At 72.1% G+C, this 25,210-nt stretch carries 21 protein-coding genes, 3 tRNA genes and 1 pseudogene; 16 read left to right on the top strand and 9 right to left on the bottom strand.

Annotated features, from left to right (window positions below; translation table 11 throughout):
• Positions 1 to 14 precede the first annotated feature (14 nt).
• Positions 15 to 1,928: a DNA primase gene (dnaG, locus tag OIU81_RS25505; RefSeq protein ID WP_329151475.1), complete on the top strand. Its 1,914-nt coding sequence runs from the start codon at positions 15 to 17 to the stop codon at positions 1,926 to 1,928.
• 128 nt (positions 1,929 to 2,056) lie between these two features.
• Positions 2,057 to 3,280, top strand: a complete 1,224-nt coding sequence (locus tag OIU81_RS25510) for an RNA polymerase sigma factor (RefSeq protein ID WP_329151476.1) — start codon at positions 2,057 to 2,059, stop codon at positions 3,278 to 3,280.
• Positions 3,281 to 3,314: 34 nt separating this feature from the next.
• Here OIU81_RS25510 and OIU81_RS25515 read toward each other — a convergent pair whose 3' ends face one another.
• Positions 3,315 to 4,796 (bottom strand): FGGY family carbohydrate kinase, encoded by a 1,482-nt coding sequence (locus OIU81_RS25515; protein ID WP_329151477.1) that lies wholly within the window; start codon positions 4,794 to 4,796, stop codon positions 3,315 to 3,317.
• A gap of 102 nt (positions 4,797 to 4,898) precedes the next feature.
• Positions 4,899 to 5,198, bottom strand: a complete 300-nt coding sequence (locus OIU81_RS25520; protein ID WP_329151478.1) for a YtxH domain-containing protein — start codon at positions 5,196 to 5,198, stop codon at positions 4,899 to 4,901.
• 221 nt (positions 5,199 to 5,419) lie between these two features.
• Between OIU81_RS25520 and OIU81_RS25525 the strand changes: the two genes are divergently transcribed.
• The 3 genes from OIU81_RS25525 (at position 5,420) to OIU81_RS25535 (ending at position 5,823) form a co-directional block, all read left to right on the top strand.
• A tRNA-Asn gene (locus OIU81_RS25525) sits at positions 5,420 to 5,492 on the top strand.
• A 5-nt stretch (positions 5,493 to 5,497) separates the two neighbouring features.
• Positions 5,498 to 5,570: transfer RNA gene (locus OIU81_RS25530), tRNA-Asn, on the top strand.
• Between the two features lie 179 nt (positions 5,571 to 5,749).
• Positions 5,750 to 5,823, top strand: a tRNA-Ile gene (locus OIU81_RS25535).
• Positions 5,824 to 6,991: 1,168 nt separating this feature from the next.
• Here the strand turns inward: OIU81_RS25535 and OIU81_RS25540 are convergent.
• On the bottom strand, positions 6,992 to 7,867 hold the full coding sequence (locus OIU81_RS25540) for a glycosyltransferase family 2 protein (RefSeq protein WP_329151479.1): 876 nt from the start codon (positions 7,865 to 7,867) through the stop codon (positions 6,992 to 6,994).
• A gap of 219 nt (positions 7,868 to 8,086) precedes the next feature.
• Between OIU81_RS25540 and OIU81_RS25545 the strand changes: the two genes are divergently transcribed.
• From OIU81_RS25545 to OIU81_RS25555, 3 genes are all read left to right on the top strand, one after another.
• Positions 8,087 to 8,449, top strand: coding sequence for a cupin domain-containing protein (locus tag OIU81_RS25545; protein WP_329151480.1), 363 nt, complete (start codon positions 8,087 to 8,089; stop codon positions 8,447 to 8,449).
• A gap of 322 nt (positions 8,450 to 8,771) precedes the next feature.
• Positions 8,772 to 9,197: a thioredoxin gene (trxA, locus tag OIU81_RS25550; protein WP_329151481.1), complete on the top strand. Its 426-nt coding sequence runs from the start codon at positions 8,772 to 8,774 to the stop codon at positions 9,195 to 9,197.
• Positions 9,194 to 9,790 (top strand): histidine phosphatase family protein, encoded by a 597-nt coding sequence (locus OIU81_RS25555; RefSeq protein WP_329151482.1) that lies wholly within the window; start codon positions 9,194 to 9,196, stop codon positions 9,788 to 9,790. Before trxA ends, OIU81_RS25555 begins: the two co-directional genes overlap by 4 nt.
• A 38-nt stretch (positions 9,791 to 9,828) precedes the next feature.
• On the opposite strand, the gene OIU81_RS25560 is transcribed toward OIU81_RS25555, so the two are convergent.
• From OIU81_RS25560 to OIU81_RS25580, 5 genes are all read right to left on the bottom strand, one after another.
• A complete protein-coding gene (locus OIU81_RS25560) occupies positions 9,829 to 10,974 on the bottom strand; it encodes an RNA polymerase sigma factor (protein WP_329155354.1) in 1,146 nt (381 codons plus the stop codon).
• 8 nt (positions 10,975 to 10,982) lie between these two features.
• A complete protein-coding gene (locus tag OIU81_RS25565; protein ID WP_329151483.1) occupies positions 10,983 to 11,390 on the bottom strand; it encodes a YciI family protein in 408 nt (135 codons plus the stop codon).
• A 170-nt stretch (positions 11,391 to 11,560) separates the two neighbouring features.
• On the bottom strand, positions 11,561 to 12,592 hold the full coding sequence (locus OIU81_RS25570) for a rod shape-determining protein (protein WP_329151484.1): 1,032 nt from the start codon (positions 12,590 to 12,592) through the stop codon (positions 11,561 to 11,563).
• 186 nt (positions 12,593 to 12,778) lie between these two features.
• Positions 12,779 to 13,405 (bottom strand): hypothetical protein, encoded by a 627-nt coding sequence (locus tag OIU81_RS25575; RefSeq protein WP_443074044.1) that lies wholly within the window; start codon positions 13,403 to 13,405, stop codon positions 12,779 to 12,781.
• Between the two features lie 154 nt (positions 13,406 to 13,559).
• Entirely contained in the window at positions 13,560 to 14,522 is a 963-nt protein-coding gene (locus OIU81_RS25580) for a TetR/AcrR family transcriptional regulator C-terminal domain-containing protein (protein ID WP_329151486.1), read from the bottom strand.
• Positions 14,523 to 14,692: 170 nt separating this feature from the next.
• Here OIU81_RS25580 and OIU81_RS25585 point away from each other — a divergent pair, with 170 nt between their 5' ends.
• The gene (locus OIU81_RS25585; RefSeq protein WP_329151487.1) at positions 14,693 to 16,411 is read left to right on the top strand and encodes an MFS transporter; all 1,719 of its coding nucleotides are present in this window, start codon (positions 14,693 to 14,695) and stop codon (positions 16,409 to 16,411) included.
• Here OIU81_RS25585 and OIU81_RS25590 read toward each other — a convergent pair.
• Positions 16,310 to 16,741: a MarR family winged helix-turn-helix transcriptional regulator gene (locus OIU81_RS25590; RefSeq protein ID WP_329151488.1), complete on the bottom strand. Its 432-nt coding sequence runs from the start codon at positions 16,739 to 16,741 to the stop codon at positions 16,310 to 16,312. The genes OIU81_RS25585 and OIU81_RS25590 overlap by 102 nt on opposite strands.
• An 87-nt stretch (positions 16,742 to 16,828) precedes the next feature.
• Here OIU81_RS25590 and OIU81_RS25595 point away from each other — a divergent pair, with 87 nt between their 5' ends.
• From OIU81_RS25595 to OIU81_RS25630, 7 genes and pseudogenes are all read left to right on the top strand, one after another.
• Positions 16,829 to 17,848: an NADP-dependent oxidoreductase gene (locus OIU81_RS25595; RefSeq protein WP_329151489.1), complete on the top strand. Its 1,020-nt coding sequence runs from the start codon at positions 16,829 to 16,831 to the stop codon at positions 17,846 to 17,848.
• A 144-nt stretch (positions 17,849 to 17,992) separates the two neighbouring features.
• A complete protein-coding gene (locus OIU81_RS25600) occupies positions 17,993 to 18,421 on the top strand; it encodes an organic hydroperoxide resistance protein (protein ID WP_329151490.1) in 429 nt (142 codons plus the stop codon).
• A 407-nt stretch (positions 18,422 to 18,828) separates the two neighbouring features.
• Positions 18,829 to 18,954, top strand: coding sequence for a hypothetical protein (locus OIU81_RS25605; RefSeq protein WP_329151491.1), 126 nt, complete (start codon positions 18,829 to 18,831; stop codon positions 18,952 to 18,954).
• 459 nt (positions 18,955 to 19,413) lie between these two features.
• The gene (locus OIU81_RS25610) at positions 19,414 to 20,415 is read left to right on the top strand and encodes a LacI family DNA-binding transcriptional regulator (protein ID WP_329151492.1); all 1,002 of its coding nucleotides are present in this window, start codon (positions 19,414 to 19,416) and stop codon (positions 20,413 to 20,415) included.
• A gap of 78 nt (positions 20,416 to 20,493) precedes the next feature.
• The gene (locus OIU81_RS25615) at positions 20,494 to 22,116 is read left to right on the top strand and encodes a sugar ABC transporter ATP-binding protein (protein ID WP_329151493.1); all 1,623 of its coding nucleotides are present in this window, start codon (positions 20,494 to 20,496) and stop codon (positions 22,114 to 22,116) included.
• Positions 22,106 to 24,102: pseudogene (locus OIU81_RS42395) on the top strand (ABC transporter permease/substrate-binding protein). The gene OIU81_RS25615 and the pseudogene OIU81_RS42395 overlap by 11 nt, the downstream one beginning before the upstream one ends.
• Positions 24,103 to 24,217: 115 nt before the next feature.
• The gene (locus OIU81_RS25630) at positions 24,218 to 25,144 is read left to right on the top strand and encodes a ribokinase (protein ID WP_329151496.1); all 927 of its coding nucleotides are present in this window, start codon (positions 24,218 to 24,220) and stop codon (positions 25,142 to 25,144) included.
• The last annotated feature ends 66 nt before the right edge of the window (positions 25,145 to 25,210 follow it).

Consider the following 25,210-nt stretch of genomic DNA (forward strand, 5'->3'; position numbering starts at 1 on the left):
CGTAGAATTCACGCGTGGCAGGCAGGATCAACGATGACGATGTGAAGGCGGTACGGGACGCGGTCCCGATCGACGCCGTCGTGTCCGAATACCTCCAGCTCCGCAACGCCGGCGGCGGCAACCTCAAGGGCCTGTGCCCCTTTCACGACGAGAAGTCCCCGTCCTTCCACGTCAGCCCGGCCAAGAGCCTGTACCACTGCTTCGGCTGCCAGGAGGGCGGCGACACCGTCGACTTCATCATGAAGATCGACCACCTCTCCTTCGCCGAAACCATCGAGCGGCTGGCCTCCCAGGCCGGCATCACCCTGCGCTACGAGGAGGGCGGCTACACCCCCGGCCGCCAGCAGGGCGAGCGCACCCGCCTGGTCGAGGCCCACAAGATCGCCGCGCAGTTCTACGCCGAGCAGCTGGACGGCACCGAGGCCGAGATCGGCCGCAAGTTCCTCGCCGAGCGCGGCTTCGACCAGTCCGCCGCCCAGCACTTCGGCGTCGGCTACAGCCCGGCCGGCTGGGACCACCTCACCCGCTTCCTGCGCGGCCGCGGCTTCAGCGACCAGGAGCTGGTCCTCTCCGGCCTCTCCCAGGAGGGCCGCCGCGGCCCCATCGACCGCTTCCGCGGCCGCCTGATGTGGCCGATCCGCGATATCGCCGGCGAGGTCGTCGGCTTCGGTGCCCGCAAGCTCCGCGAGGACGACAACGGCCCCAAGTACCTCAACACCCCCGAGACCTCCATCTACCGCAAGTCCCATGTCCTCTACGGCATCGACCTCGCCAAGAAGGAGATCGCCAAGACCAGCCGCGCGGTCGTCGTCGAGGGCTACACGGACGTGATGGCCTGCCATCTCTCCGGCGTCACCACCGCCATCGCCACCTGCGGTACGTCCTTCGGTGAGGGCCACATCAAGATCCTCCGCCGGCTGCTGATGGACCACTCCGGCTCCGAGGTCGTCTTCACCTTCGACGGCGACGCCGCAGGCCAGAAGGCCGCCCTGCGCGCCTTCGAGGACGACCAGAAGTTCGCCGCCGAGACCTCCATCGCCATCACCCCCGGCGGGATGGACCCCTGCGATCTGCGGCTGGCCAAGGGGGATCAGGCCGTCGCCGATCTCGTCGAGTCCCGCACCCCGCTCTTCGAGTTCGCGCTGCGCCATGTGGCGTCCCGGCACAACCTCGACACCACCGTCGGCCGCGCCGCCGCCCTCGACGAGGCCGCCCCCATCGTCGCCCGCATCAAGAACAGCTCCATCCAGCACGAATCCGCCGTCCAGCTCGCCGGCATGCTCGGCATCCTCGACACCCAGTTCGTCGTCCGCCGGGTCAGCCAGCTCGCCCGCTGGGCCCGCGAACGCGGTCGCGAGGGCGGCCCCGACCAGGCCCGCCCGCAGCGCCGCGGCCAGGCCGCGCCCCCCGAGCCGGCCCGCCCCGCCGCCCCGCGCGGCCCGGCGCTCAACCTCCGCAGCCCCGCCCGGCGCGTCGAGCGAGAACTCCTCAAACTGGCGCTGCAACGCCCCGACCTGGTCTCCCCGGCCTTCGACGCCTACGGAGCCGACGAGTTCACCGCCCCGCCCTACGCCGTCGTCCGCCAGTGCATCGAGGACGCCGGCGGCGCCACGGCCGGCGCCGCCGACCAGTCCTATGTCCCCCGGGTCCGCGCGGCCGCCCCCGACGACACCGTCCGCGCCATGGTCACCGAGCTCGCCGTCGAACCGCTGCTGACCCGCCGGGAGCCCGACGAGGCCTATGCCGGCGTCCAGTTGGCCACCGTCCGCATCGCCGCCGTCGACTCCCGGATCGCCGATCTGGAGGGCGCCGCCCGCCGCTGCGAGGCCCAGGGCGACCACGCGGGCTCCGCCGCCATGCTCCAGGAACTGTGGGTCCTCCAGCAGTACGGCAAGACCCTGCGGGAGCGCGGCGCCGCCGCACTGTAGCCCGCGGGGCCGGGGCCCCGGAGGCCGCCGCGCTCACCCCGCGGTAGCCGTCCGGTCACGGAACGGACTCAAAAAGTGCTCGCACGCCCCTCGTGGCAGGCGCGTGTCGTACTCCACACTGAGAAGCGGTGCCTGAGTCCTCGGAGCGCGGCGGGCCCGGACGCACCCCACCCGAAACCCCCGCGGAACCGCTCTTGATGTACGGGACGGACGGCGGCTCGGCCGCAACCGTGCCCGACCTTTCTGCCGCCTCAGCAGCGATCACCCTGGAGGTCGCCCCCGTGCAGAGCCAGACCCTCGCCGACGCGCAGGCCGCCGAAGAACCGGTCAAGGATCAGGCCGCGCAGCCGCCCACCGTGCCGCAGCAGGCCGAACCCCCCGCCGCCGAGATGATCGTCGAGGAGATCATCCCGGAGCCGGCGCCGCGCCCCGAGGCCGGCAGCCCGTCCTCCGACCTCTTCCGCCAGTACCTCCGCGAGATCGGCCGGATCCCGCTGCTCACCGCCGTCGAGGAGGTCGAACTCGCCCGCCGCGTCGAGGCCGGTCTCTTCGCCGAGGAAAAGCTCACCAGCACCCCCGACCTCTCCTCCCGGCTCGCCGTCGACCTCGACCGGCTGGTGGTCCTGGGCCGGATGGCCAAGCGCCGCCTGATCGAGGCCAACCTGCGCCTGGTGGTCTCCGTCGCCAAGCGCTACGTCGGCCGCGGGCTGACCATGCTCGACCTCGTCCAGGAGGGAAACCTCGGGCTGATCCGCGCCGTGGAGAAGTTCGACTACGCCCGCGGCTACAAGTTCTCCACGTACGCCACCTGGTGGATCCGCCAGGCGATGTCCCGCGCCCTGGCCGACCAGGCCCGCACCATCCGCGTCCCGGTCCACGTCGTCGAACTGATCAACCGCGTCGTACGGGTCCAGCGCCGGATGCTCCAGGAACGCGGCCACGAGCCCACCCCCGAGGAGGTCGCCGCCCATCTCGACCTGACCGGGGAACGCGTCAGCGAAGTCCTCCGGCTCGCCCAGGAGCCGGTCTCGCTGCACGCCCCCGTCGGCGAGGAGGAGGACGTCGCCCTCGGCGACCTCATCGAGGACGGCGACGCCGCCTCACCCGTCGAATCCGCCGCGTTCCTGCTGCTCCGCGAGCACCTCGACGCGGTCCTGTCCACCCTCGGCGAGCGCGAGCGCAAGGTCGTCCAGCTCCGCTACGGCCTCGCCGACGGACGCCCCCGCACCCTGGAGGAGATCGGCCGGATCTTCGGCGTCACCCGCGAACGCATACGGCAGATCGAGTCCAAGACGCTGAACAAGCTCCGCGACCACGCGTTCGCCGACCAGCTCCGCGGCTACCTGGACTGACGCCGCGGCGCACCGGACCGGCCCCGCACCGGCCTCACGCCTCCCGCTGGAACGCCCCCGGATAGGCCTCGTCCCGCACCGCCATGTACTGCTGGCGCACGGCCCGGCCCACCGGCAGCTCCTCACCCGGCTCGAAGACCTGGCTCGCCGCGGCCGGCCACTGCGGCGGATCGACCCAGGCGGCCCCGCCGCCCGGCCCGGTCTCCGCGCCGGGCGCCGGGGTGAGCGTGCCGTGTGCCACTCCCCACGCCCAGGCCGCCTGCCGCGCCGCACCCAGCGCCGCGTAGTCACCCGGCTGCGGCACCACCACCGGCACCCCGAACAGCCCCGGAGCCGCCGTCTGCACCGCACCCAGATCCGCCGCCGCACCCAGCAGGAACACCCGGCGCACCGCCACCCCCCGCCCCCGCAGCACGTCCAGCGCGTCCGCGAGCCCGCAGAGCATGCCCTCCACGGCCGCCCGCGCCAGATGCTCCGGCTTCATGCTCTCCCGCCGCATGCCGTGCAACGACCCCGCGGTGTGCGGCAGATGCGGCGTCCGTTCGCCCTCCAGATACGGCAGCAGCACCATGCCGTACGCACCGGGTGACGACTTCAGCGCCAGCTCGGACAGCCCTTCCAGGTCCGTCCCCAGCAGCTCCGCCGCACCGCGCAGCACCCGCACCGCATTGTTGGTGTGCACCACCGGCAGATGCCGGCCGGTCGCGTCCGCGAAAGAGGTGATCGTCCCCGTCGGGTCGGCCAGCGCCTTGTGATGGATCCCGAACACCGACCCCGAGGCGCCCAGCGACACCACGGCGTCGCCGTCCCCGACGCCGAGCCCGAAGGCCGCCGCCATCGTCTCGCCCGTACCGGCCGAGATCAGCAGCCCCTCCGGGGTGAACCCGGCCGTCCCCGACGGGCTCAGCACCTCCGGCAGCCGCATCTGATGGCCCAGCGCCAGCTCCACCAGATCCGGCCGGTAGGTCGCGGTCGCCGTCGACCAGAACCCGGTCGCCGAGGCCCCTCCGCGGTCCGTGGTACGCCGGGCGGGGCGCCCCAGCAGCTGCCACGCCAGCCAGTCCTGCGGCTGCATGATCTCCGCGATCCGGGCCGCGTGCGCCGGCTCCGTACGTGCCAGCCAGCGCATCTTCGTCACCGGATGGGTCGCCTGCGGCACCGCGCCGACGGCCTGCGCCCAGGCGCTGCGCCCGCCGAGCGAGTCGATCAGATCCGCCGCCGCGCTCTGCGCTCGCTTGTCGTTGCCCACCAGCGCGGGCCGGACGAGGTTGCCCTCGATGTCCAGCGGCACCAGGCCGTGCGGCTGCGCCGAGACACCGATCGCCTGCACCCCTTCGAGCAGCCCGCTGCCGGCCGCCTCACCCAGGGAAATCAGCCATGCCTGCGGATCGACCTCGGGCCCCTTCTCGACAGGGTGCGGCGCATAGCCCTGCCTGATCACGGCACCTGTGTCCGCATCGCAGACCACGATCCGTGTGCTTTCGGACGAACTGTCCAATCCGGCGACTATCCCCATGGTTTTAGATGATGCCGCATGAGACGGATAAGGAAAGAGTCAGGGTTTTCCCGGCCGGGCACGGCCCGCGGCCGGCCCGGCCGGGCTCCGCCTCCGGACGGCTCAGGTATTGCTCGTACCCCAGTCGTCCTGGTCGGAGCCGCGCGGCTCGCGCAGCGAGCGGACCCGGTCGCTGACGGCCTGCGGCATCCGCTCCCCGACCTTGGCCGACACCGTCCCGAAGGCCTTCGACGCCGCGTCGCGCCCGGTCAGCGCCGCAGACTCGGCGGTGTTCCGGACCGCCGGATTCTGGGTGACCCGCTGGGCGGCCTTGCGGAGCTGCTCATACCGTTCCCGGCCGGCTCGTGCGCCGAGCACGTACCCGGTGGCCAGTCCCGCGATGAACGTGAGCCGGTAGCGCATTGCTCCACCTTTCCCTCTCGTCGGTCCCGTCCGGTGCCGGTACGCACCGGAGTGCCGGGCTGTGCCGCGCGCCTACCCTCCGGGGCCGGAGATCACCCGAGGTGACCTGAGGCGATACCGATTGGCGGAGCACCCCCCTGCTTGCGCTAATGTATGTGTCGCAGCGAGCGCGCGCCGTCCGGTTCCCCCGGACAGCGGTGCATTCGAGGCACACAGAGCAATCCCCTGTAGCTCAATTGGCAGAGCAGCCGGCTGTTAACCGGCAGGTTACTGGTTCGAGTCCAGTCGGGGGAGCTCGGTCCCCTGTAGCTCAATTGGCAGAGCATTCGGCTGTTAACCGGAGGGTTACTGGTTCGAGTCCAGTCGGGGGAGCAGAGAGAACGAGGACCCCGCGAGGGGTCCTTTTTCTTGTGCCATGGAACCGAACCCCCGGCGATCGAGGTCCTCTTGGACGTGCGTGGTCGCCGGACGGCAGCCCTCACGGGCAGCAGATCGTATGAGCGGCTATGCTGCGGCAGACGGCGCGCACAAATGTGCGCGACGCGCCGTGGGGGGCGGTAGCTCAGCCGGTTAGAGCAGCGGACTCATAATCCGTCGGCCGTGGGTTCGAGTCCCACCCGCCCCACCGCACGGCATCGATCCGCCCGTGACAGCCTCCCTCCGGGGAGGTTGTCACAGCGGCCTCGCCACACCGTCGCCTCACATGGCCCATGCGCGACGGTCGATATGGCGCCCCTCAAGCCTCACACAAGCAACTCCGCCTCCGTGCCATACGGGGCCGTCCGGCGTGCCGATGGTTCCCCCGGGGCGGGTGTGGCGTCGGGCAAGAGGCCGCACGCCCGGCAGCATGGCCGGCCCTCGTGCGGATTCACTTGGGCTGGAGCGCGCGCTCATTCCTACGGTTGCCTTACCCGCTACCGCTGAGCGCCCAACGTCCCGAGTGGAGTATGTCCGTGACAGCCCGTCGCTCCGGGACGACCACCACTGCCGCCGACAGGGAGACGCTCGCCGTGTCCCCGACGGAGCCGGGCACAGGGGGCAGGGCACAGACAAGCATCCGCGCGTGGCGGGAAGGCGACCGCTGCAGCCTGTATCGCGCCGGCCACCTCCGGAGCGGTGGTGAGCACTTCGTTCATGGGTCTCGGCCGGTTATCGGACCGTGTCGCCCGTGAGCCCATGCTGCTGACCGGGCCGACCTGGCGGCGGCCGGGACGGTGATCCTGCTGGTCGCGCCGGATGGGGTGTGGCCGCTGCGTCTGCCTTGCCCGGTCTACCCAGGTCCGTGCCGCCGCGGACCGCCCTCATCACCGGACGCGTGCCGGGCCGCCCGACCGGCGCCGAGCTGTCTGACGTCCCGGCGGCCATGGCGCCGGCCAGAGGCAAGAAGGCTAGTGTCGCTGACGTGTGACGCCACGACAGCTGGAGAGCGGAGCTTTCTCGGGCGCTCTTGCCTCGCGTTCCCGGGACCTTGTTGACAGTGAAGGCGTGAATTCCCCCAAGGGTGAATATGGCCAGATACTGGGCCCAGGTCACGCCATCGGAAACCGGCTTGCGTGTGGGGAGTGGAGACCGTCAGCCCCAACCCCCGGTAAACCATGGGTAGTTCGCTTGCGGGAGGAAGGGCGTTGCGTCCCCTCAGCAGGGCGACATGGTCCGGCCGGCGTCCGGTCTGCTGGGCGGGCTCCCCGGTGACGCAGTGCTGCACTTCGCGTTCGAAGGGGTCTGGCCGTTGCGTTCTCCGAGGAGCGACCGCAGCGATGGCGCGTCCGCTGCGGTGACGCGCTCGTCGACCGTCAGATGACCGGGGGACGGCCCAGTCTCGTCATGCGCCAGACCGTGTGCCAGCGCATCGGGCGGCGTCGTCCGCAGGGGGTGCGTACGCCCTCGGCGAAGCCGGCGGCCCAGGCGCGGATGCCGGGCAGGGAGCGGGTGCGCAGGACCGTCAGTAGTGCCCATACGCCGAGGTAGACGGGTACCAGGACGGCGGGGAGGTGGCGCTTGGCCAGCCAGACGCGGTTGCGGGCGACCATGCGGTGGTAGACGGCGTGCCGGGTGGGGGAGGTGTAGGGGTGCTGGAGTACGAGCTCCGGGGCGTAGCGGATGTCCCAGCCGTCGTCCAGGGCCCGCCAGGCGAGGTCGGTTTCCTCGTGGGCGTAGAAGAACTCCTCGGGCCAGCCGCCGATTCTGTCCAGCATGGGCACGGACAGGGAGTGCCCGCCGCCGAGGAAGGTGGTGACCAGGCCGCCGTGCGCCGGGTCGCCGACCCGCAGGCGGGGGACGTGCCGGCGCTGGGTGCGGCCCCGTTCGTCGGCGATGCGGAAGCTCACGATGCCCAACTTCGGCTCGCGGCTGTGCAGTTCGGCCAGCCGGCTGAAGACGTCGTTGCTGATCAGCAGGCCGTCGTCGTCCAGGTCGACCACCAGGTCGATGTCCCCGAGCTTGCGCAGCTCGTCCAGGGCGACGTTCCGGCCACCGGAGACGCCGAGGTTGTCGGTCAGCTCGACGCCCATCGCGCCGTGCGGAAGCGGGGGGAGCGGCGAGCCGTTTCCGATGACCACGACATGCGCCGGCTGAAGGTCCTGCTTGGCGACCGAATCCAGCAGGGCCTGCAGTTCGGCGGGGCGGTTCCCCATGGTCAAGATGGCGACGCCTACGCGCAGATGACGCACAGAAGAATGCTCCGTTCTTGGCGGTCCTCTCGGGATGCTAGCCCCCGGGGGAGGCCACCGCGTGCCACGGCACCTCCCCGGCGACATCCCGGCCGGGCGGCCCCGGCGGGGTGGCCGCACCGGTGGCCGGGCGCGCGGTCGCGGCGCACCATGGAAGGACCAGATGGAAGGGCCAGGGGCAGATACGGAGGACCAGGGGGGTGGCAGGAGGAAGCCCTCATGATGGAAGTCAAAACGGTCGACAAGCCGGATGAACGGCGCGACTTTCCCCGGGGTCACCTCGAAGCCCTGCACCTCACCGGACTGGACTTCGCCGTGGCCACCTTTGAGCCCGGTTGGCGCTGGTCGGAGTCGGTGGGCCCGATCGCCGGGACCGACAGCTGCGAGATCCACCACAACTGCTTCATGGTCCAGGGCCGGATGCGGATCCGGATGAATGACGGCGCGGAGTCCGAAGTGGGACCCGGCGACGTTTTCGTCTGCACGCCCGGTCACGACGCCTGGGTCGTGGGGGACGAGCAGGTCGTGGTGTACGACTTCGCGGGCGCCATGGCGACCGAGTACGGAAAGGCGAAGGGGTAGCCGCCTGCGCCCTGGGTGGCGTGGGAGCTGGAATGTGGCCGGCCGGGGTGCGGCGGTTGCCGGACCCCGGCCGTGCCGCGTCCCGGCCCGCCGGACCCCGGCCGGCGGTGAGGGGACGGGGCGGCGTGGGCGCCGTCGGCCCCGCGGTGGGAGACGGTGAGAGGGCGTGGCGATCCCCACGTCAATCGGGATGTCTAGGAACGTGATCGGTGGGCAGGGGTGCGGGACGGTCCGGCGTGCGGAATACGTCACGGGTTGTTCCCGTTACCGCAGCCGGAGACCGACTGACAATCGTCGACAGACCGGAAGCAGGGACATACGCATGAGCACCATCGAGCTCACCAAGGACAACTTCGACGAGATCGTCTCCGGCAACGATTTCGTCCTGATCGATTTCTGGGCCGAGTGGTGCGGGCCGTGCAAGCAGTTCGGCCCGGTCTTCGAGAAGTCCTCGGAGACGCACGAGGACCTCGTCTTCGCCAAGGTCGACACGGAGGCGCAGCCCGAGCTGGCGCAGGCCCTCCAGATCCAGTCCATCCCGACCGTGATGATCGTCCGGGAGAACATCGCCGTCTTCGCCCAGCCGGGCGCGCTGCCCGCGGAGGCCCTGGAGGACGTCATCGGCCAGGCCCGCGCGCTGGACATGGACGAGGTCCGGGCGTCGGTCACGGAATCTCAGCAGGCCGAGCAGCCCGAGCAGCCCGAGCAGGCGCAGGGCGAACAGGGTCAGCAGGCGCAGAGCTCGTGAGCGACCTTCTTCTGGTCCGACACGGCGAGACCGAGTGGAGCAGGGACGGCCGGCACACCAGCTGGACCGATCTGCCGCTGACCGTGGATGGTGAGGAGCAGGCCCGCGCACTGCGGCCGCTGCTGTCGGGCCGGAAGATCGGGGCGGTGTACGCCAGCCCGATGCGGCGGGCGCTGAGCACCGCCGAGCTGGCGGGCCTGGCCCGACCGCAGATCGACGCCGACCTGCGGGAATGGGACTACGGCGGCTACGAGGGCGTCACCACCGCCGAGATCCACCGCAGCCGGCCCGGCTGGTATCTGTTCTCCGACGGTGTCGCCGAGGGACCCGAGGCACACCCGGGGGAGTCGCCCGAGCAGGTGGGGGCGCGCGCCGACCGGGTGCTGGCGCGGCTCGCGTCACAGCTCGCCGCGGACGAGGGCGATGTGGCGCTGGTGGGGCATGCGCACTTCCTGCGGGTGCTGGCCGCCCGCCGTCTGGGCCTGCCGGCCGCCGCCGGCGGACTCTTCACCTTCGAGACCGGGGCGGTGTGTGTGCTGGGCACCGAGCACGACCGCCCGGCGGTGGTGGCCTGGAACGCCAGGAGTCTGTGAGGGCGGGGCGGGGCGGCGGGGCGGGGCCGCACGCCCCCTCAACGCCCCCGGCCGGAGTGGAGCCGGGCGGCCTGGCGGGTCAGGTAGTCGCGTTCGGCGAGGTTGGGGGCCTTTTGGGCGGCTTCGGTGTAGAGCCGGGCGGCCGTTGTCGGGTCGCCGTCGCGTTCGTGGAGGTATGCCGCCACCGCGGTGTGGCGGGGCAGTGAGTCGTGCAGGGCCGCGAGCGCTGCCAGGCCGGCGCGTGGTCCGTCGGCCTCGCCGACCGCCACGGCGCGGTTGAGCCGGACGACCGGGTTGTCGGTCAGGCGCGTGAGCTCGTCGTACCACTCGACGATCTGCACCCAGTCGGTCTCCTCGGCGGAGGGCGCGTCGGCGTGGAGTGCCGCGATGGCGGCCTGGGCCTGGAACTCGCCCAGCCGGTCGCGGGCGAGGGCCGCCTGCAGGATCGCGACGCCCTCGGCGATCGACTCGGTGTCCCACCGGCCGCGGTCCTGCTCGGCGAGCGGCACCAGGCTGCCGTCGGGCGCGGTGCGGGAGGCGCGCCGGGCGTGGTGGAGCAGCATGAGGGCGAGCAGCCCCGCCACCTCGGGGTGGTCGATCGCGGCCGCGAGCTGCCGGGTGAGCCGGATGGCCTCGGCGGCGAGGTCGACGTCGCCGGAGTAGCCCTCGTTGAAGACCAGGTAGAGGACGCGCAGCACGGTGGCGACGTCGCCGGGCCGGTCGAACCGCACTCGGGAGACGGTGCGCTTGGCGCGGCTGATGCGCTGCGCCATGGTCGCCTCGGGCACCAGGTAGGCCCGGGCGATCTGGCGGGTGGTCAGCCCGCCGACGGCGCGCAGCGTGAGCGCGACCGCGGACGACGGCGTCAACGACGGGTGGGCGCACAGGAAGTAGAGCTGGAGCGTGTCGTCCACTGCGGGTGTGGGCCCGGGCGCCGGCTCCTCGTCGACGAGGTCCTCACGCCGGCGGCGGGCGGTGTCCGACCGGGTCGCGTCGAGGAACCGGCGCCAGGCCACGGTGACCAGCCAGCCCTTCGGGTCCCGCGGCCGGTCGTCCGGCCAGACACGGACCGCCTCGACCAGCGCGTCCTGCACGGCGTCCTCGGCCGCCGCGAAGTCGGCTCCGCGGCGGACGAGGATGGCGAGCACGCTCGGCGTGAGGCTCCGGAGCAGGGCCTCGTCCATGGGTGAGGTCACTCCGTGATGGTGGGCGGCGCGGTCAGGAACGGGCGCACCTCGAGCCACTCGTGGATCGGCTTCCCGCCCGCCCCGGGGGCGGCCGACAGCTCCCCGGCCAGCTCGACGGCGCGCTCGTGGCTGTCGACGTCGATCACCATCCAGCCGGCGATGAGGTCCTTGGTCTCGGCGAAGGGACCGTCGGTGACCGGCGGGCGCCCCTCGCCGTCGTACCGCACCCACGACCCCTCGGGGGCGAGCGCCTGACCGTCGACGAACTCGCCGGTCTTCTCGAGCCGGGCCGCGAAGTCGTTCATGTACTGCACGTGCGCCGAGATCTCTTCCGGCGTCCACCGGTCCATGGGGACGTCGTTGACCGCGGCCGGTGCGCCTCGGTAGTGCTTGAGCAGCAGGTACTTGGCCATCGTGCTTCTCCTCGGTGCTGGTGCGACCCATTGTGGTCGCGTGCACCCCGGGGACGGAGCCGGACTCGGGTTCTCGACATCGCGGGCCGAAGTTTTTTTCGGCGCGCGTGGACCGGCGGTCTTCCGCTCCGCGAGGAGCGGGACTCCGGACACGCTCCAGGTCAATACACCTAGGGGGCCATCGGGTCGAGGTGCAGGGGCTGTACCTTGCCCTCGATCATGGCTCCGAGGCCCATGACGGCACAGATGTCGGGGCGGTCCGCGGTGTGCACCGGCATGGTCGTGGCCTGATGGATCATCGGTTCCAGGCCGGGGATCAGTGCGCTGCCGCCCGCGAGCACGATGCCGCGCTCCCCGAGGTCGGCCACCAGGTCCGGTGGGCAGCGCCGCAGGACGGCCCCGATGGCGTCGAGGATCGCGGTCAGCGGGGTGGTGATGGCGTCCCGTACCCGCTCGGTGTCGACGTGCACGGAGCGCGCCATGCCGCTGACCAGGTCCCGGCCGTGTACCTCGGTGGAGCCGGGGGTGAGACCGTCGCCCCCGGAGAGGACCATCTGCAGCGGACGGACGGCCTGACCCGCCAGCATCAACTCGTGGTGCAGCCGCAGGTGCTGGATGACCGCGTGGTCGATGGCGTTGCCGCCCACCGGCACGGTCTCGGCGGCCACGATCGAACCGAGGGAGAGCACCGCGACCTGCGTGGTTCCCGCGCCGCACACCATGATCATGGTGGCTTCGGGCTGCTCCACCGGCAGTCCGGTGCCCACCGCGGCCGCCACCAGGGTGTCGACCATTTCCACCCGCCGCGCGCCCAGCCCCGTCAGCGTCTCCACCGCGGCCCGCTGCGCCAGCGGCTCGCTGCCGTGCGGGAGGCAGATCGCGGCCCGTGTCGAGGGGCGCCGCCGCCAGGTCTTGCGCAGCTTGTCGCCGACGAGGGTGCGCAGCAGCCGCTGGGCCATGTCGATGTCGACGATGGTGCCGTTCGAGACCGGGCGCACCACCCGGATGTAGTCGGGGGTACGGCCGTCCATCACCTCGGCCTGTGCGCCCACGGCCAGCAGCGCCCCGGTGCGGGTGTTGATCGCCGCAACGGTCGGTTCATCCACGACCAGCCCCTGGTGCTTCACATACACCCTGGTCCGGGCGGCGCCGATGTCGATGGCGGCCGAGCAGCGGCGCAATTGGGCGAGGCTGATGTTCATGGGTGATTCCTCCCCGATGGGCCGGTGTGGACGGAGCGCGCGGGCGGCCCGTTCGCCAGGAGCCGCTGTGCGTCATCCTCCGGGCGCGCGCGGCCGGCCGCCTGTCGGGAGGTCCGCTCGGGGGACGGGTGCGGGGCGGTTGCGGCAGCGGAGTGAGGCGGCGGGGCGAGCGGCCGCGGCGGGCCCTCAGCCGGTCAGTCGCTGGTACAGACCCCAGGTGAATTCGGGGACGATGTCCTGCGGCGTGCCGTCGGGGCCGGGGGCGGTACAGGCCAGGCGCCAGCGGGTGGGGGCGCTGCCTTCCATCGGGCGGGCCGGGGCGAAGGCGTGGGCGACCTCGTCGACCGTGCAGGACCAGGGCCGCAGATCCGCGGTCGTGTGCAGGTCAGGGGCTGTGGCGCCGGGCGCGCGGATCAGCCAGGCGTTCCAGACGGCGCCCCGGCCGCCGGTGAGGACCTCGAACCGCAGATCGGGCCAGAGCGGGACGGGCCAGGTCAGGGCCTCGCAGGTCAGATCGCCGATCCGGCGGGGCGCGACGGTCTCGGGGGTGCCGAGCAGCGCACGATAAGGCTGGATGCCGCCGGCCGCCCGTGGGGCGTGCATCCGTGCCTGCCAGCGGCGGTTGGCCTCGCGCAGGTCGGCGCGGGAGACCCCCAGGGTGCGCAGCGCTTCCTCGACCAGGTCCGGGTGGTGGTCGGCCATCCGGCGCAGCAGGACGAGCTGGAAGGCGACCGGACCCGGCAGACCGGAGGGGGTGCCGTGGCCGGCGGGCGGGTCGTTGTCGGGGGTGCGGGAGCGGTTCATGAGGGACATGGTGGGGGACGGCGGGGCCCGGCGGTTTCCCGGTGGGGAACGCAGCCGCCTTCGCCGGATCCCGCAGGGGTGAGTCGTGAGCCGGCCCCGCCCGATCCCGATCCCGCCGGCCGCCGGCCGCCGGCCGCCGGCCACCGGTCGTGCGTCGTCGTTCTCAGCCCACCCCGCCGGATCCCCGGCCCCGCCGTTCGATCAGTGTCGCCATGCCGTCCAGAAGGCGCGCCAGCCCGAACTCGAAGAGCGATTCCAGGTTCACCACGTCCTCCTCGGTCCCCGAGATCCCCGCATACATGGGGTACGCGCCCGAGGTGAGGATGCCCTCGAACACCGGCTCCATGGACGCCATCCACTGGTTCTGGTCCATGCCGGTCTCCTGCTCGGCCTCCATATCGTCCTCGAAGCCGGCGGCGGTGGCGAGCACATGGTTCAGCAGCGTGATGGCCATGTGGATCAGCGTCACCGGATCGATGCCGGTCACCCGCGCCATGGTCCATTCGATCAGCGCCATCGCCCGCGGCATCGGCTGCGGCCTGGTGATCGACAGGTAGTGCGCCAGCCAGGGGTGGCGCCGGTAGAGCTCCCATTGCAGCCGTGCGCCCGCCTCCATCCGCTCGCGCCAGCCGTCCGGCGCGGGCTCGGGCAGCTCGATCTCGCCGAACGCGGCATCCGCCATCAGCAGCACCAGCGCGTCCTTGCCGGTCACATGCCGGTAGAGCGCCATCGACGACACCCCGAACTCGGCGGCGACCCGGCGCATCGACAGCGCCCGCAGCCCCTCGGCATCGGCGACCCTGACCCCCGCCCGGACGACGCTCTCGCGGCTCAGCCCGCGGTCCGTCTCGCGCGGCTGCCGCTCGCGCGGGGCCGCCGCGCCCGCGGAAGCCCGCGGCGCCGGCGCCTCGGCCACCACCGTGCCCACCCCCGGCACGGCCCTGACCAGGCCCTCCTGACGCAGCGTGGTGAGCACCTTGGTGGCGGTCGCCATCGCCACACCCCACTCCTGGGTGATCCGCCGCGTCGACGGCACCCGGGCGCCCGGCGCCAGTTCGCCGCTGTCGATACGGCGCCGGATCTCGTCGGTGATCCGGCGGTAGGGCGGTGGGACGGACTGTGCCACGGGACGGCCTCCGTACTAGTGCACTAGGGCGGTTTTGCTGGCCACGAGGGTAGCAGTGGCCGCCTCGCAGGGGCATTGCGTCAAGCAAGTGCACTAGTGTGACGCACCTCCAATTCCCTTACAGTGCAAGGTGTTTGCGCCGTAAGCGCAGCCTGTTTACCGTGTCATCCATGACGTTTACCTCGTACACACCTCGGCCACGGGCCGGCCGCCGGGAATGGACCGCCCTGGGCGTCCTTCTGCTGCCCTGCCTTCTCGTCTCGATGGACGTCTCGGTGCTCTACTTCGCGGTGCCGTTCCTGACCGCGGAACTGAAGCCCAGCAGCGTCCAGCAACTGTGGATCCTGGACGTCTACGGCTTCGTGCTGGCCGGCCTGCTGATCACCATGGGCGCCCTGGGCGACCGCATCGGCCGACGCAAGCTGCTGCTGTCCGGCGCGCTCCTCTTCGGTCTCGCCTCCGGGGTCGCCGCCTATGCGCGCAGCGCCGACATGCTCATCGCCGCACGGGCGTTGCTCGGCATCGGCGGCGCGGCCCTGATGCCGTCCACGCTCGCCCTGATCCGCAACCTCTTCCACGACGCCAAGCAGCGCGGTACGGCGGTCGCGATCTGGTCGGCTGCGGTGACCGGCGGCATCGCGATCGGTCCGGTGCTCAGCGGGGCGCTCCTGGAGCACTTCTGGTGGGGCTCGGTATTCTTGATGAACGCGCCGGCGATGGTGCTGCTACTGGTCTGCGGGCCGCTGCTGCTCCCGGAGTTCAAGAAGCCGGCCGCCGGGCGCTTCGATCTGACCGGGTCGCTGCTGTCGCTGCTCGCGATGCTGCCGGCGGTCTACGGCATCAAGGAGATCGCCCGCGACGGACTGGCGGTGCTGCCCGTCCTCGCGCTGCTGACCGGCCTGCTGGCCGCCGCGGCCTTCGTGTACCGCCAGCGCACCGCCCGCCATCCGATGCTCGACCTGGAACTGTTCCGCAACCGCGGGTTCAGCGTCTCGGTGCTGCTGAATCTGCTGGCGATGTTCGCGATCGTCGGCTGCGCGGTGTTCTTCACCCAGTACCTGCAGTCCGTACGGGGCATGAGCCCCATGGAGGCGGCACTGTGGAACCTGCTGCCGACCCTCGCGGTGGGCGGGATGGCGCCGGCGGCCACGGCGCTCGCCCGGCGGATCGACCGGGCTTATGTCATCGCCATGGGCTTCGCCGTCGCGGCCGGCGGCTTCGCCTGGCTGTCCTGGCTGGAGCCGGGCTCGGCGCTGTGGTTCGTCCTGCTCGGCTCGTCGGTCTACGCCTCGGGCCTGGTGATGGTGATGTCGCTCGGCAACGAGATGGCCATCGGCCTCGCACCGCCCGAGCGGGCCGGCTCCGCCTCGGCCGTGCTGGAGTCCGGCACCGAACTGGGTGGCGCGCTGGGCATGGCCCTCCTGGGCAGCATCGGCAACGCCGTCTACCGGAGCGGCATCGGCGACGCACTGCCCGCCGGCCTTCCTCCGGCGGCATCCGGCACGGCTCGGGAGACGCTGGCCGGCGCGCTCGCGGTGGCCGCCGAACTCCCGGGCCGGGCGGGCGATTCCCTGCTGACCGCCGCCCGTGCGGCGTTCACCGACGGGCTGCAGACGGCGGTGCTGGTCGCCGCGGGCGTGATGGTCTGCGCCGCGGTACTGGCGCTGACCCTGCTGCGGGGGCTCGGGGCGGGGGGAGTTGAGGGGGAGACAGAGACAGAGGCAGGGGTAGAGGCAGAGGAGTCGCGGCCTGACGGGCGTTGCTCGGAGGACCACGCCCCGGCCCACTCACTCCGGCGCGACGCCGAGCATCCGCTGGAGCAGCTCCTTCAGCAGCGTCCGCTCGGTGACCGTCAGCCGGCCGAGGGGTTCGCGCGCGAAGCTCAGTGACGTACGCAGCGCCTCGGCCGTGCGCGCGCCCTCGTCGGTCGGGGCGGCGAGCTTGACGCGGCGGTCGGCCGGATCGGGGCGGCGCTCGACCAGGCCGCGGGACTCCAGGCGGTCCACGATGCCGGTGATGTTCGACGGCTCGCACTTCAGGCACTGGGCGATCTTGCGCATCGGCAGCGGTTCGAGGGAGAGCAGCCTGAGTACCCGGGCCTGCGCGCCGGTGAGGGAGTGCTCGGCCGCGGCGTGCTCGTACTCCTCGTAGTAACGGGCGACGACGGTGCCGATGAGATCGACGACCTCGACGGTCAAGGAGTCTGCGCACGGTGTCATGCACACCAGGATACCCAATTGCTTGACAACATGAAATATCGAGGAGCATGATTGTTTCATCACCTGAAGCATTTGGAGGATCGCGCTATGTCCGCACTGCCCACGACCGGCCGCGAATGGCACCTCGTCGCCCGCCCGCACGGCTGGCCCACCCCTGAGGACTTCGCGCTGCGGGAGGCCGCGGTGCCCGAGGTCGGCGAGGGCCAGATCCTCGTCCGTACGAAGCACTTCTCCGTCGACCCGTACATGCGCGGCCGGATGAACGACGTGAAGTCCTACGTCCCGCCCTTCCAGCTCGACCAGCCGATGGACGGCGGCGCGGTCGGCGAGGTCATCGCCTCGCGCGCTGACTCCTTCGCCGTCGGCGACCATGTGCTGCACGCCTTCGGCTGGCGCGAGTACGCCGTCGTGGACGCCAAGCGCGCCGCCAAGGTGGACCCGTCGCTGGCTCCGCTCACCGCGTACCTCGGCGTGCTCGGCATGCCGGGCCTGACCGCGTACGCGGGACTGCTGGAGGTCGCCTCCTTCAAGGAGGGCGACGCCGTCTTCGTGTCCGGTGCGGCCGGTGCGGTGGGCAGCGAGGTCGGTCAGATCGCCAAGCTCAAGGGCGCCTCCCGGGTCATCGGCTCGGCCGGCTCCGACGAGAAGGTCAAGCTCCTGGTCGAGGAGTACGGCTTCGACGCCGCCTTCAACTACAAGAACGGCGATGTCAGCAAGCAGCTCAAGGAGGCCGCGCCGGACGGCATCGACGTCTACTTCGACAATGTCGGCGGTGACCACCTCGAGGCGGCCATCAACTCCCTCAACGTCCATGGCCGTGCCGCCATCTGCGGCATGATCTCGATGTACAACTCCACCGAGCCGACCCCGGCGCCGCGCAACCTCGCCATGGTGATCGGCAAGCGGTTGCGTCTGCAGGGCCTGCTGGTCAGCGATCACGCCGCGCTGCAGTCGCAGTTCGTCGAGGAGGTCTCTGCCTGGATCCGCTCCGGCGAGCTGAAGTACGCCGAGACCAAGGTCTCCGGTATCGAGAACGGCGTCGAGGCCTTCCTCGGCCTGCTGCGCGGCGAGAACACCGGAAAGATGATCGTGAGCCTCGAGGGCTGACGGGCGGGCGCCGGGTGGTGGGGGAGAGGAGCCGAAGAAATCGCGCGGCTCTCCCGCCACCCCCGCACCCCGGCCCGTTAGGCTCGGCGGCACGCCGTCGCGATCCGTGGGCGCGAGTCGCGGCGAACCACAGGAGGATTCGGTATGTCCATCCAGTCCGTCGATGTCGTCTACACCGCCGTCGCCACCGCTGAGAACGGCCGTGACGGCCGCGTCGCCAGCGACGACGGCAAGCTCGACGTGGTCGTCAACCCGCCCAAGGAGCAGGGCGGCAGCGGCGCCGGCACCAACCCGGAGCAGCTCTTCGCGGCCGGCTACAGCGCCTGCTTCCAGGGCGCGCTCAGCGTCGTCGCCCGCCGGGAGAACGTCGATGTCTCCGGCTCCCGGGTCACCGCCGAGGTCGGCATCGGCAAGACCCCCGACGGCGGTTTCGGCCTCACGGTCGAGATCTCCGCCAAGATCCCGAATGTCGACGCGGCCACCGCCCAGGACCTCGTGGAGAAGGCGCACCAGGTGTGCCCGTACTCCCGCGCCACCCGCGGCAACATCGACGTCAAGCTGACCGTCGCCTGACATCTGACACCCGGCATCTGACGCCGCCGGCGTTGCCACACCAGGGGCCGCATCCCGCTACGGGGTGCGGCCTTGTGGGTGGGGTGGGCGACCCGGCAGCGGTGCGCCCCGGCGCAGTGCCTCGTAGGTCGGGGCGTGGCCCCCGGTGCAGTCACGTGGCCCCGCCGCACTGCACCCCCGGCCCAGGTGCCCGGTACCTCGGGGCTGGTACGTCGGGGTGTGGCACCCAGGCAGACACCCGGTCCCCCAACATGCGCCCCCGGCACACGCGCCCGATTCCCGTCGACGCAGCGTCAACTCACGCTATTCTGGCGGCGCTTCACCACGTTCCTCCCCACAGCTCCACCGGCGGCCCGCCGGTGGGGGCCCTGGTCTCCGGGGCCTGTCCGGAGGAGCGAGGAGGAGCGATGGACGATCAGGACACCGAGCAGGAGAGCGACCGGTGGGCGCCGTCTGACAGATGGCAGGTCATCATCGGGGCGCTGGGCCTGTGTGTGGCGATCGTCGCGTGTGTGGGGCAGTTCACCCGCTGAGCCGGGTTGCCCCACAGGGTCCGGACACGGCCGGTGCCCGCCGTGGAGGCGGGGAGGTCAACGGGGGAGTGCCCGGGCTCGGTAGGTCCGTCGGCAGTCCCGGACCGCTCCGGCACGGCCACCGCGTGAGGTGCCGGACCACCGCATGATGAGCCCGGCCAGCGGCTGAAGTACCCGGCCCGCCGCGTGACGAGCCCGACGGCCGCGTGATGCCCCCGGCACCGCGTGACGCTCCCGCCGCGGACGACCTCGATGCGCGAGCACCCTCAACGTGCGGGCACTCTCAACGTGCAGGCACCCTCCCTGTGACGCAGGCAACAGTGAAGCCGTCTTGACGCACCCGCCATGTAATCGATTTCGTAGGCCCTCGCACCTCCCTACGAAATCGATTACACCCCGATCTTGCGCAGCCGGCTCCGGGCCGCTGAGCGATCGCACGGACAGAATGGCAACGGCGCCATGGCGAACATCAAGGATGTGGCAGAGCGGGCAGGAGTGTCCGTCGCCACGGTCTCCCGGGTCCTCAACGGCCGCAGCCCGGTTGCCGAGACCCGTGAGCGGGTGCTCGCCGCCGTGCAGGAGCTGGGCTACCGCCCCAACAACGTCGCCCGCGCGCTGCGCACCGCACGGACCGGCGCGCTCGGCCTGATCATCAGCGATCTGACCAACCCGTTCTTCACCGAACTGGCCGACGCCGTCGAGGACGAGGCCCGCAGCCTCGGCTACAGCCTGGTCATCGGCAACGCCGGCGAGCGCCCCGCACAGCAGGACGACTACATCCGTACCCTGCTCGACCGCCGGATCGACGGCCTGCTGGTCAGCTCGGCGGGCACCGGCTCGGCGATGCTCCGTGAGGTCGTCGCCTCCGGCACCCCGCTGGTCCTGCTGGACCGCTCCGTGCCCGGCATCGACGCCCCCTGCGTACGCGCCGACGGCCGCGCCGCGCTCACCGAAGTCGCCGGCCATCTCGCCGCCCTCGGCCGCCGCCGGCCCGCGATCATCGTCGCCCCCGCCGGCACCCCGACCGGTGACGAGCGCCTCGCGCTCTTCCGCGCGGCGCTGGCCGGACACGGCCTCGCGCTGCCCGACGAGCGGGTGGGCAGCACCCCTGACCTCCAGCACACCGGCGGCCGACGGGTGATGAGCGCATTCCTCGACCTCGCCGAGCCGCCGGACGCGGTGCTGGCCACCGACAACCTGATGGCGCTGGGCGCGATGGACGAACTCCGCGCGCGCGGGCTGCGGGTCCCGGACGACGTGGCGCTGGTGGTCTACGACGACGTGCCGTGGTTCACCCACACCGATCCGCCGCTGACCGCCATCGCCCAGCCCACCCGCGAACTGGGCCGGGCCGCCGTGCACACCCTGCTGGCCCGGATCGAGGGCCGGCCCGCCGATTCGGTACTGCTGCCGGCACACCTGGTCCCCCGCCGCTCCTGCGGCGAGCCGCCCACCCCCTGAGCCCGGCCGGCCGGTCCGCCGCCGGGTCCGCGATTCCCACCCCCCGAGCAACCCACCCGAAGAAGAGAGGTGCAGCGCATGACCGGCGTCAAGGACGACGTACCGGGCGGCCGCCCACTGCTGCGCGTGGAGGGGGTGACGAAGTCGTTCCCGGGCGTGCGCGCGCTGGACGGCGTGGATCTGACCCTGCGCGCCGGTGAGGTGCATGTCCTGCTCGGCGAGAACGGTGCGGGCAAGAGCACCCTGATCAAGATGCTCTCCGGCGCCCACCGCCCCGACGGGGGCCGTCTCCTCGCGGACGGCGGCCAGGACGGCACGCGCGAGGGCCTGCACGAGGTGCACATCCGTTCCGCGCAGGACGCCGAACGGCTCGGCATCGCCACCATCTACCAGGAGTTCAACCTCGTCCCCGGGCTGACCGTCGCCGAGAACATCTTCCTGGGCCGCCAGCCGCGCACCCGGCTCGGGCTGGTCGACAGGAAGACGATGCGGACGCGCGCCGCCGCACTACTGCGCCGCGTGCGGCTGGACGTGTCCCCGGACACCCCGGTCGGCGAACTGGGCATCGCCCGCCTCCAGATGGTGGAGATCGCCAAGGCGCTCAGCCTGGACGCCCGCGTCCTGATCATGGACGAGCCGACCGCGGTGCTGACCTCCGAGGAGGTCGAGACCCTCTTCGACATCGTCCGTGAGCTGCGCGACGGCGGCGTCGGCATCATCTTCATCACCCACCACCTGGACGAGATCGGCGTCCTCGGCGACCGGGTCACCGTCCTGCGCGACGGCCGCTCGGTGCGGGAGGTGCCGGCCGCCACCGACGAGGACGAGCTGATCCGGCTCATGGTGGGCCGCGACATCGCCGAGCAGTACCCGCGGCAGCGCCCGGACGAGGCCGGCGCGCCCGTGCTGCGGGTCCGCGGGCTGACCCGGCGCGGCGCCACGGCCGGGCCGGTCTTCGAGGGCATCGACTTCGAGGTGCGGGCCGGTGAGGTCGTGGGCCTGGCCGGGCTGGTCGGCGCGGGCCGTACCGAGGTCGTGCGGGCGATATTCGGCGTGGACCGCTATGACGCCGGCACGGTCGAGATCGACGGCAAGGAGCTGGCCCGCGGCGATGTCCGCGCCGCGATGCGCGCCGGGCTCGGCCTCGTGCCGGAGGACCGCAAGGGCCAGGGCCTGGTCCTCGACGCGTCCCTCCAGGACAACCTCACCCTCGCCCGGCTCGACCGCGACACCCGCGGCGGGCTGGTGGACCGGGGCACCCAGCGGCGCGAAGCGGCCGCCGTCGCCGCGCAGTTGAAGGTCCGGATGAGCGGTCTGGGGCAGAGCGCCCGCACCCTGTCCGGCGGCAACCAGCAGAAGATCGTCATCGGCAAATGGCTGCTGACGGACACCCGGCTGCTGATCCTCGACGAGCCGACCCGCGGGATCGACGTCGGCGCCAAGGTCGAGATCTACCAGCTCATCAACGAACTGACGGCGTCCGGCCGGGCGGTGCTGATGATCTCCAGCGATCTGCCCGAGGTGCTCGGGATGAGCGACCGGGTGCTGGTGATGTCGCAGGGCCGGCTGGCCGGTGAGCTGTCGGCCGAAGCGGCCACCCAGGACGCCGTGATGGAGCTGGCGCTCCAGGCGCCGGACCACGACCCCAAGAGCACGAAGCACCACGACGAGAGCGCGATGGAGGGCTCCGATGTCCACTGAGGTGAAGACAGGAGCCGCCGCCGAGGCGGTGGGACGGGTACCCGACCGGGACGGCCTGGCGCCGTGGCTGAACCGGGCGGTCCTCAAAAACGGCCCGCTCGGCGGTCTGATCGCCCTGGTCGTGGTGATGGCCGTGCTGTCCAGGGACTTCCTGAACGGTCAGAACCTGCTCAATGTCGGCGTCCAGGCGTCGGTCACCGCGATCCTCGCCTTCGGCGTCACCTTCGTGATCGTCTCGGCCGGCATCGATCTGTCGGTCGGCTCGGTCGCCGCGCTCTCCGCCACCGTGGTGGCCTGGGCGGCGACCGGGGAGGGCCTGCCGGTGTGGCTGGCCGTGCTGCTCGGCCTGGCGGTCGGTGCGGTCTCCGGTCTCGTCTCCGGGGCGCTGGTCGCCTACGGCAAACTGCCCGCCTTCATCGCCACGTTGGCGATGCTCTCGGTCGGGCGGGGCCTGGCCCTGGTCATCTCCGGCGGCTCGCCGATCGCCTTCCCCGGCTCGGTCGGCGCGCTCGGGGACACCCTCGGCGGCTGGCTGCCGGTGCCGGTCCTCGTCATGATCGCGATGGGGCTGCTCGCCGCACTGATCCTGGCCCGTACGTACTCCGGCCGCGCGATGTTCGCGATCGGCGGCAACGAGGAGGCGGCCCGGCTCTCCGGTATCCACGTCAAGCGCCGCAAGCTTGTGATCTACGCGCTGTCCGGCCTGTTCGCGGCGGTCGCCGGCATCGTGCTCGCGGCCCGGCTCACCTCCGCCCAGCCGCAGGCCGCCACCGGCTACGAGCTGGACGCCATCGCCGCCGTCGTGATCGGCGGGGCCAGCCTCTCCGGCGGCTCCGGCAAGGCCTCCGGCACCCTCATCGGCGCCCTGATCCTGGCCGTCCTGCGCAACGGCCTCAACCTGCTGAGCGTCTCGGCGTTCTGGCAGCAGGTGGCCACCGGCCTGGTCATCGCGCTCGCGGTGCTCCTGGACACGCTGCGCCGCCGGAGCACGCGATGACGGCGCGGACGACGGCCCGCAGGGTGTCCAGGACCTCGCCGGCCAAGGCCCGGACGGGCTCCCGGACGCCGGCGCGGGCGACGGTGTCGCTGGTGGCCGCGCTGGCCGCGACCGCCGCCCTGGCGCTGACCGGCTGCGACCGCGGCGGCAACACCGACCTGGGGCTGGCGCTGTCCACGATGAACAACCCGTTCTTCGTCGGCATCAAGAAGGGCGCACAGGCCGAGGCGGACGCCCGCGGTCTGCACCTCAACATCACCGACGCCCAGAACGACCCCACCCAGCAGATCAACCAGATGGAGACGTTCACCAGCCAGAACGTCAAGGCGGCCATCATCAACCCGGTCGACTCCGACGCCGCCGTGCCGGCCGTCGGTGTCGCCAACCGCGCGAAGGTGCCGGTGATCTCCATCGACCGTGGCGTCAACGGCGGCACGGTCGGCTCGACCATCGCCTCCGACAACGTCGCGGGCGGCCGGCTCGCCGCGAAGACGCTGGCCGACTCGCTCGGCGGCAAGGGCAAGGTGGCCTTCCTGGAAGGCCAGGCCGGTACCTCCGCCGCCCGGGAGCGCAGCCAGGGCTTCGAGGAAGGCATCAAGAAGTACCCCGGCGTCCAGGTCGTGGCCCGTCAGCCGGCGGACTTCGACCGCACCAAGGGCATGGACGTGATGTCCAACATGCTGCAGGCGCATCACGACATCGGCGGGGTGTTCGCCGCCAACGACGAGATGGCGCTGGGCGCGTCCAAGGCGCTGGGCGGCCGCTCCGGCAAGGACGTCAAGGTGGTGGCGTTCGACGGCACCCCGGACGGCGTCAAGGCGGTCCGCAACGGCACGCTGACCGCGACCGTCGCCCAGCAGCCCGAACTCCTCGGCAAGCAGGCCGTGGACTGGGCGCTGAAGGCGGCCCGTGGTGAGAAGCTGCCGCAGTCGGTCCGGGTGCCGGTGGTGCTGGTGACGGGGAAGAACGCCGCACGGTTCGGCGGCTGAGCCCGTGGCCCGGCGGCGGGCGGTGGGCCACGACAGCGGAGAAGACGCGGGGGAGTGGAGACGCGTGGGAGAGCGGGGAGAAGTGGGAGAGCGGAGAGAAGTGGGAGAGCGGTGCATGCATGACGTCCTGGTGGTCGGTTCGGCCAACGCGGATCTGACGGTGCGGGTCGACCGGCGGCCCGGCGCGGGCGAGACCGTGCTCGGCACGGACCTGGTCGAATCGGCCGGCGGGAAGGGCGCCAACCAGGCGGCCGCCGCGGCCCGGATCGGAGGGCGCACCGCACTGCTGGCGCGGGTCGGCGGCGATGCCTTCGGCGAGATGCTGCTGGCCGCGCAGCGCGCCGCGGGTACCGATGTCGGCCCGGTCATCGTGGACGGCGCGGCCCGCAGCGGCACCGCGATGATCATTGTCGATCCGGACGGCGACAACAGCATCGTGGTCTCGCCCGGTGCCAATGCCGCCCTCTCCCCGCAGGACGTGGCCGCCGCGCGGGACACCATCGCCGCCGCCTCGGTGGTCTCCCTCCAGCTGGAGATCCCCATGGAGTCGGTACGGGCCGCCGCCGCGGCCGCGGAGCGGGCCGGCACCCGCGTCGTCCTCAACCCCTCCCCGGCCCCCGAGGCGGCCCTGGCTCCCGAACTCCTGGCGGTGGCCGACCCGTTGGTGGTCAACGAGCACGAGGCGCGGCAGCTGTCCGGGCGCGCCGACGGCAGCCCCGCCGAGTGGGCGCGGGCGCTGCGCGAACAGGGCGCCCGCTCCGTCGTGGTCACCCTCGGCGGTGACGGCGCGCTGGTCCTGGACGCCTCGGGCAGCGAGGACATCCCGGGGGTGCGGGTCAAAGCGGTGGACACCACCGGCGCCGGTGACGCCTTCACCGGCGCCCTCGCCACCCGCCTGGCACGCGGCGACGCCCTGCCCGAGGCGGCGCGCTTCGCCGTACGGGTCGGTGCCGCCGCCGTCACCAAGCCGGGCGCCCAGCCCTCCTACCCGACCCTGGCGGAGCTGACGGCCACGGTGCCCGAGGAGCCGGCGGAGGGCTGACGCCGGGGCGGTGCAGGGCCGATGCCGGGGCGGCGCAGCCTGACACCGGGCGGTGAGGCCGGCCCG

It is taken from the genome of Streptomyces sp. NBC_01454 (assembly GCF_036227565.1).
In the GTDB taxonomy this organism is placed as follows: domain Bacteria; phylum Actinomycetota; class Actinomycetes; order Streptomycetales; family Streptomycetaceae; genus Streptomyces.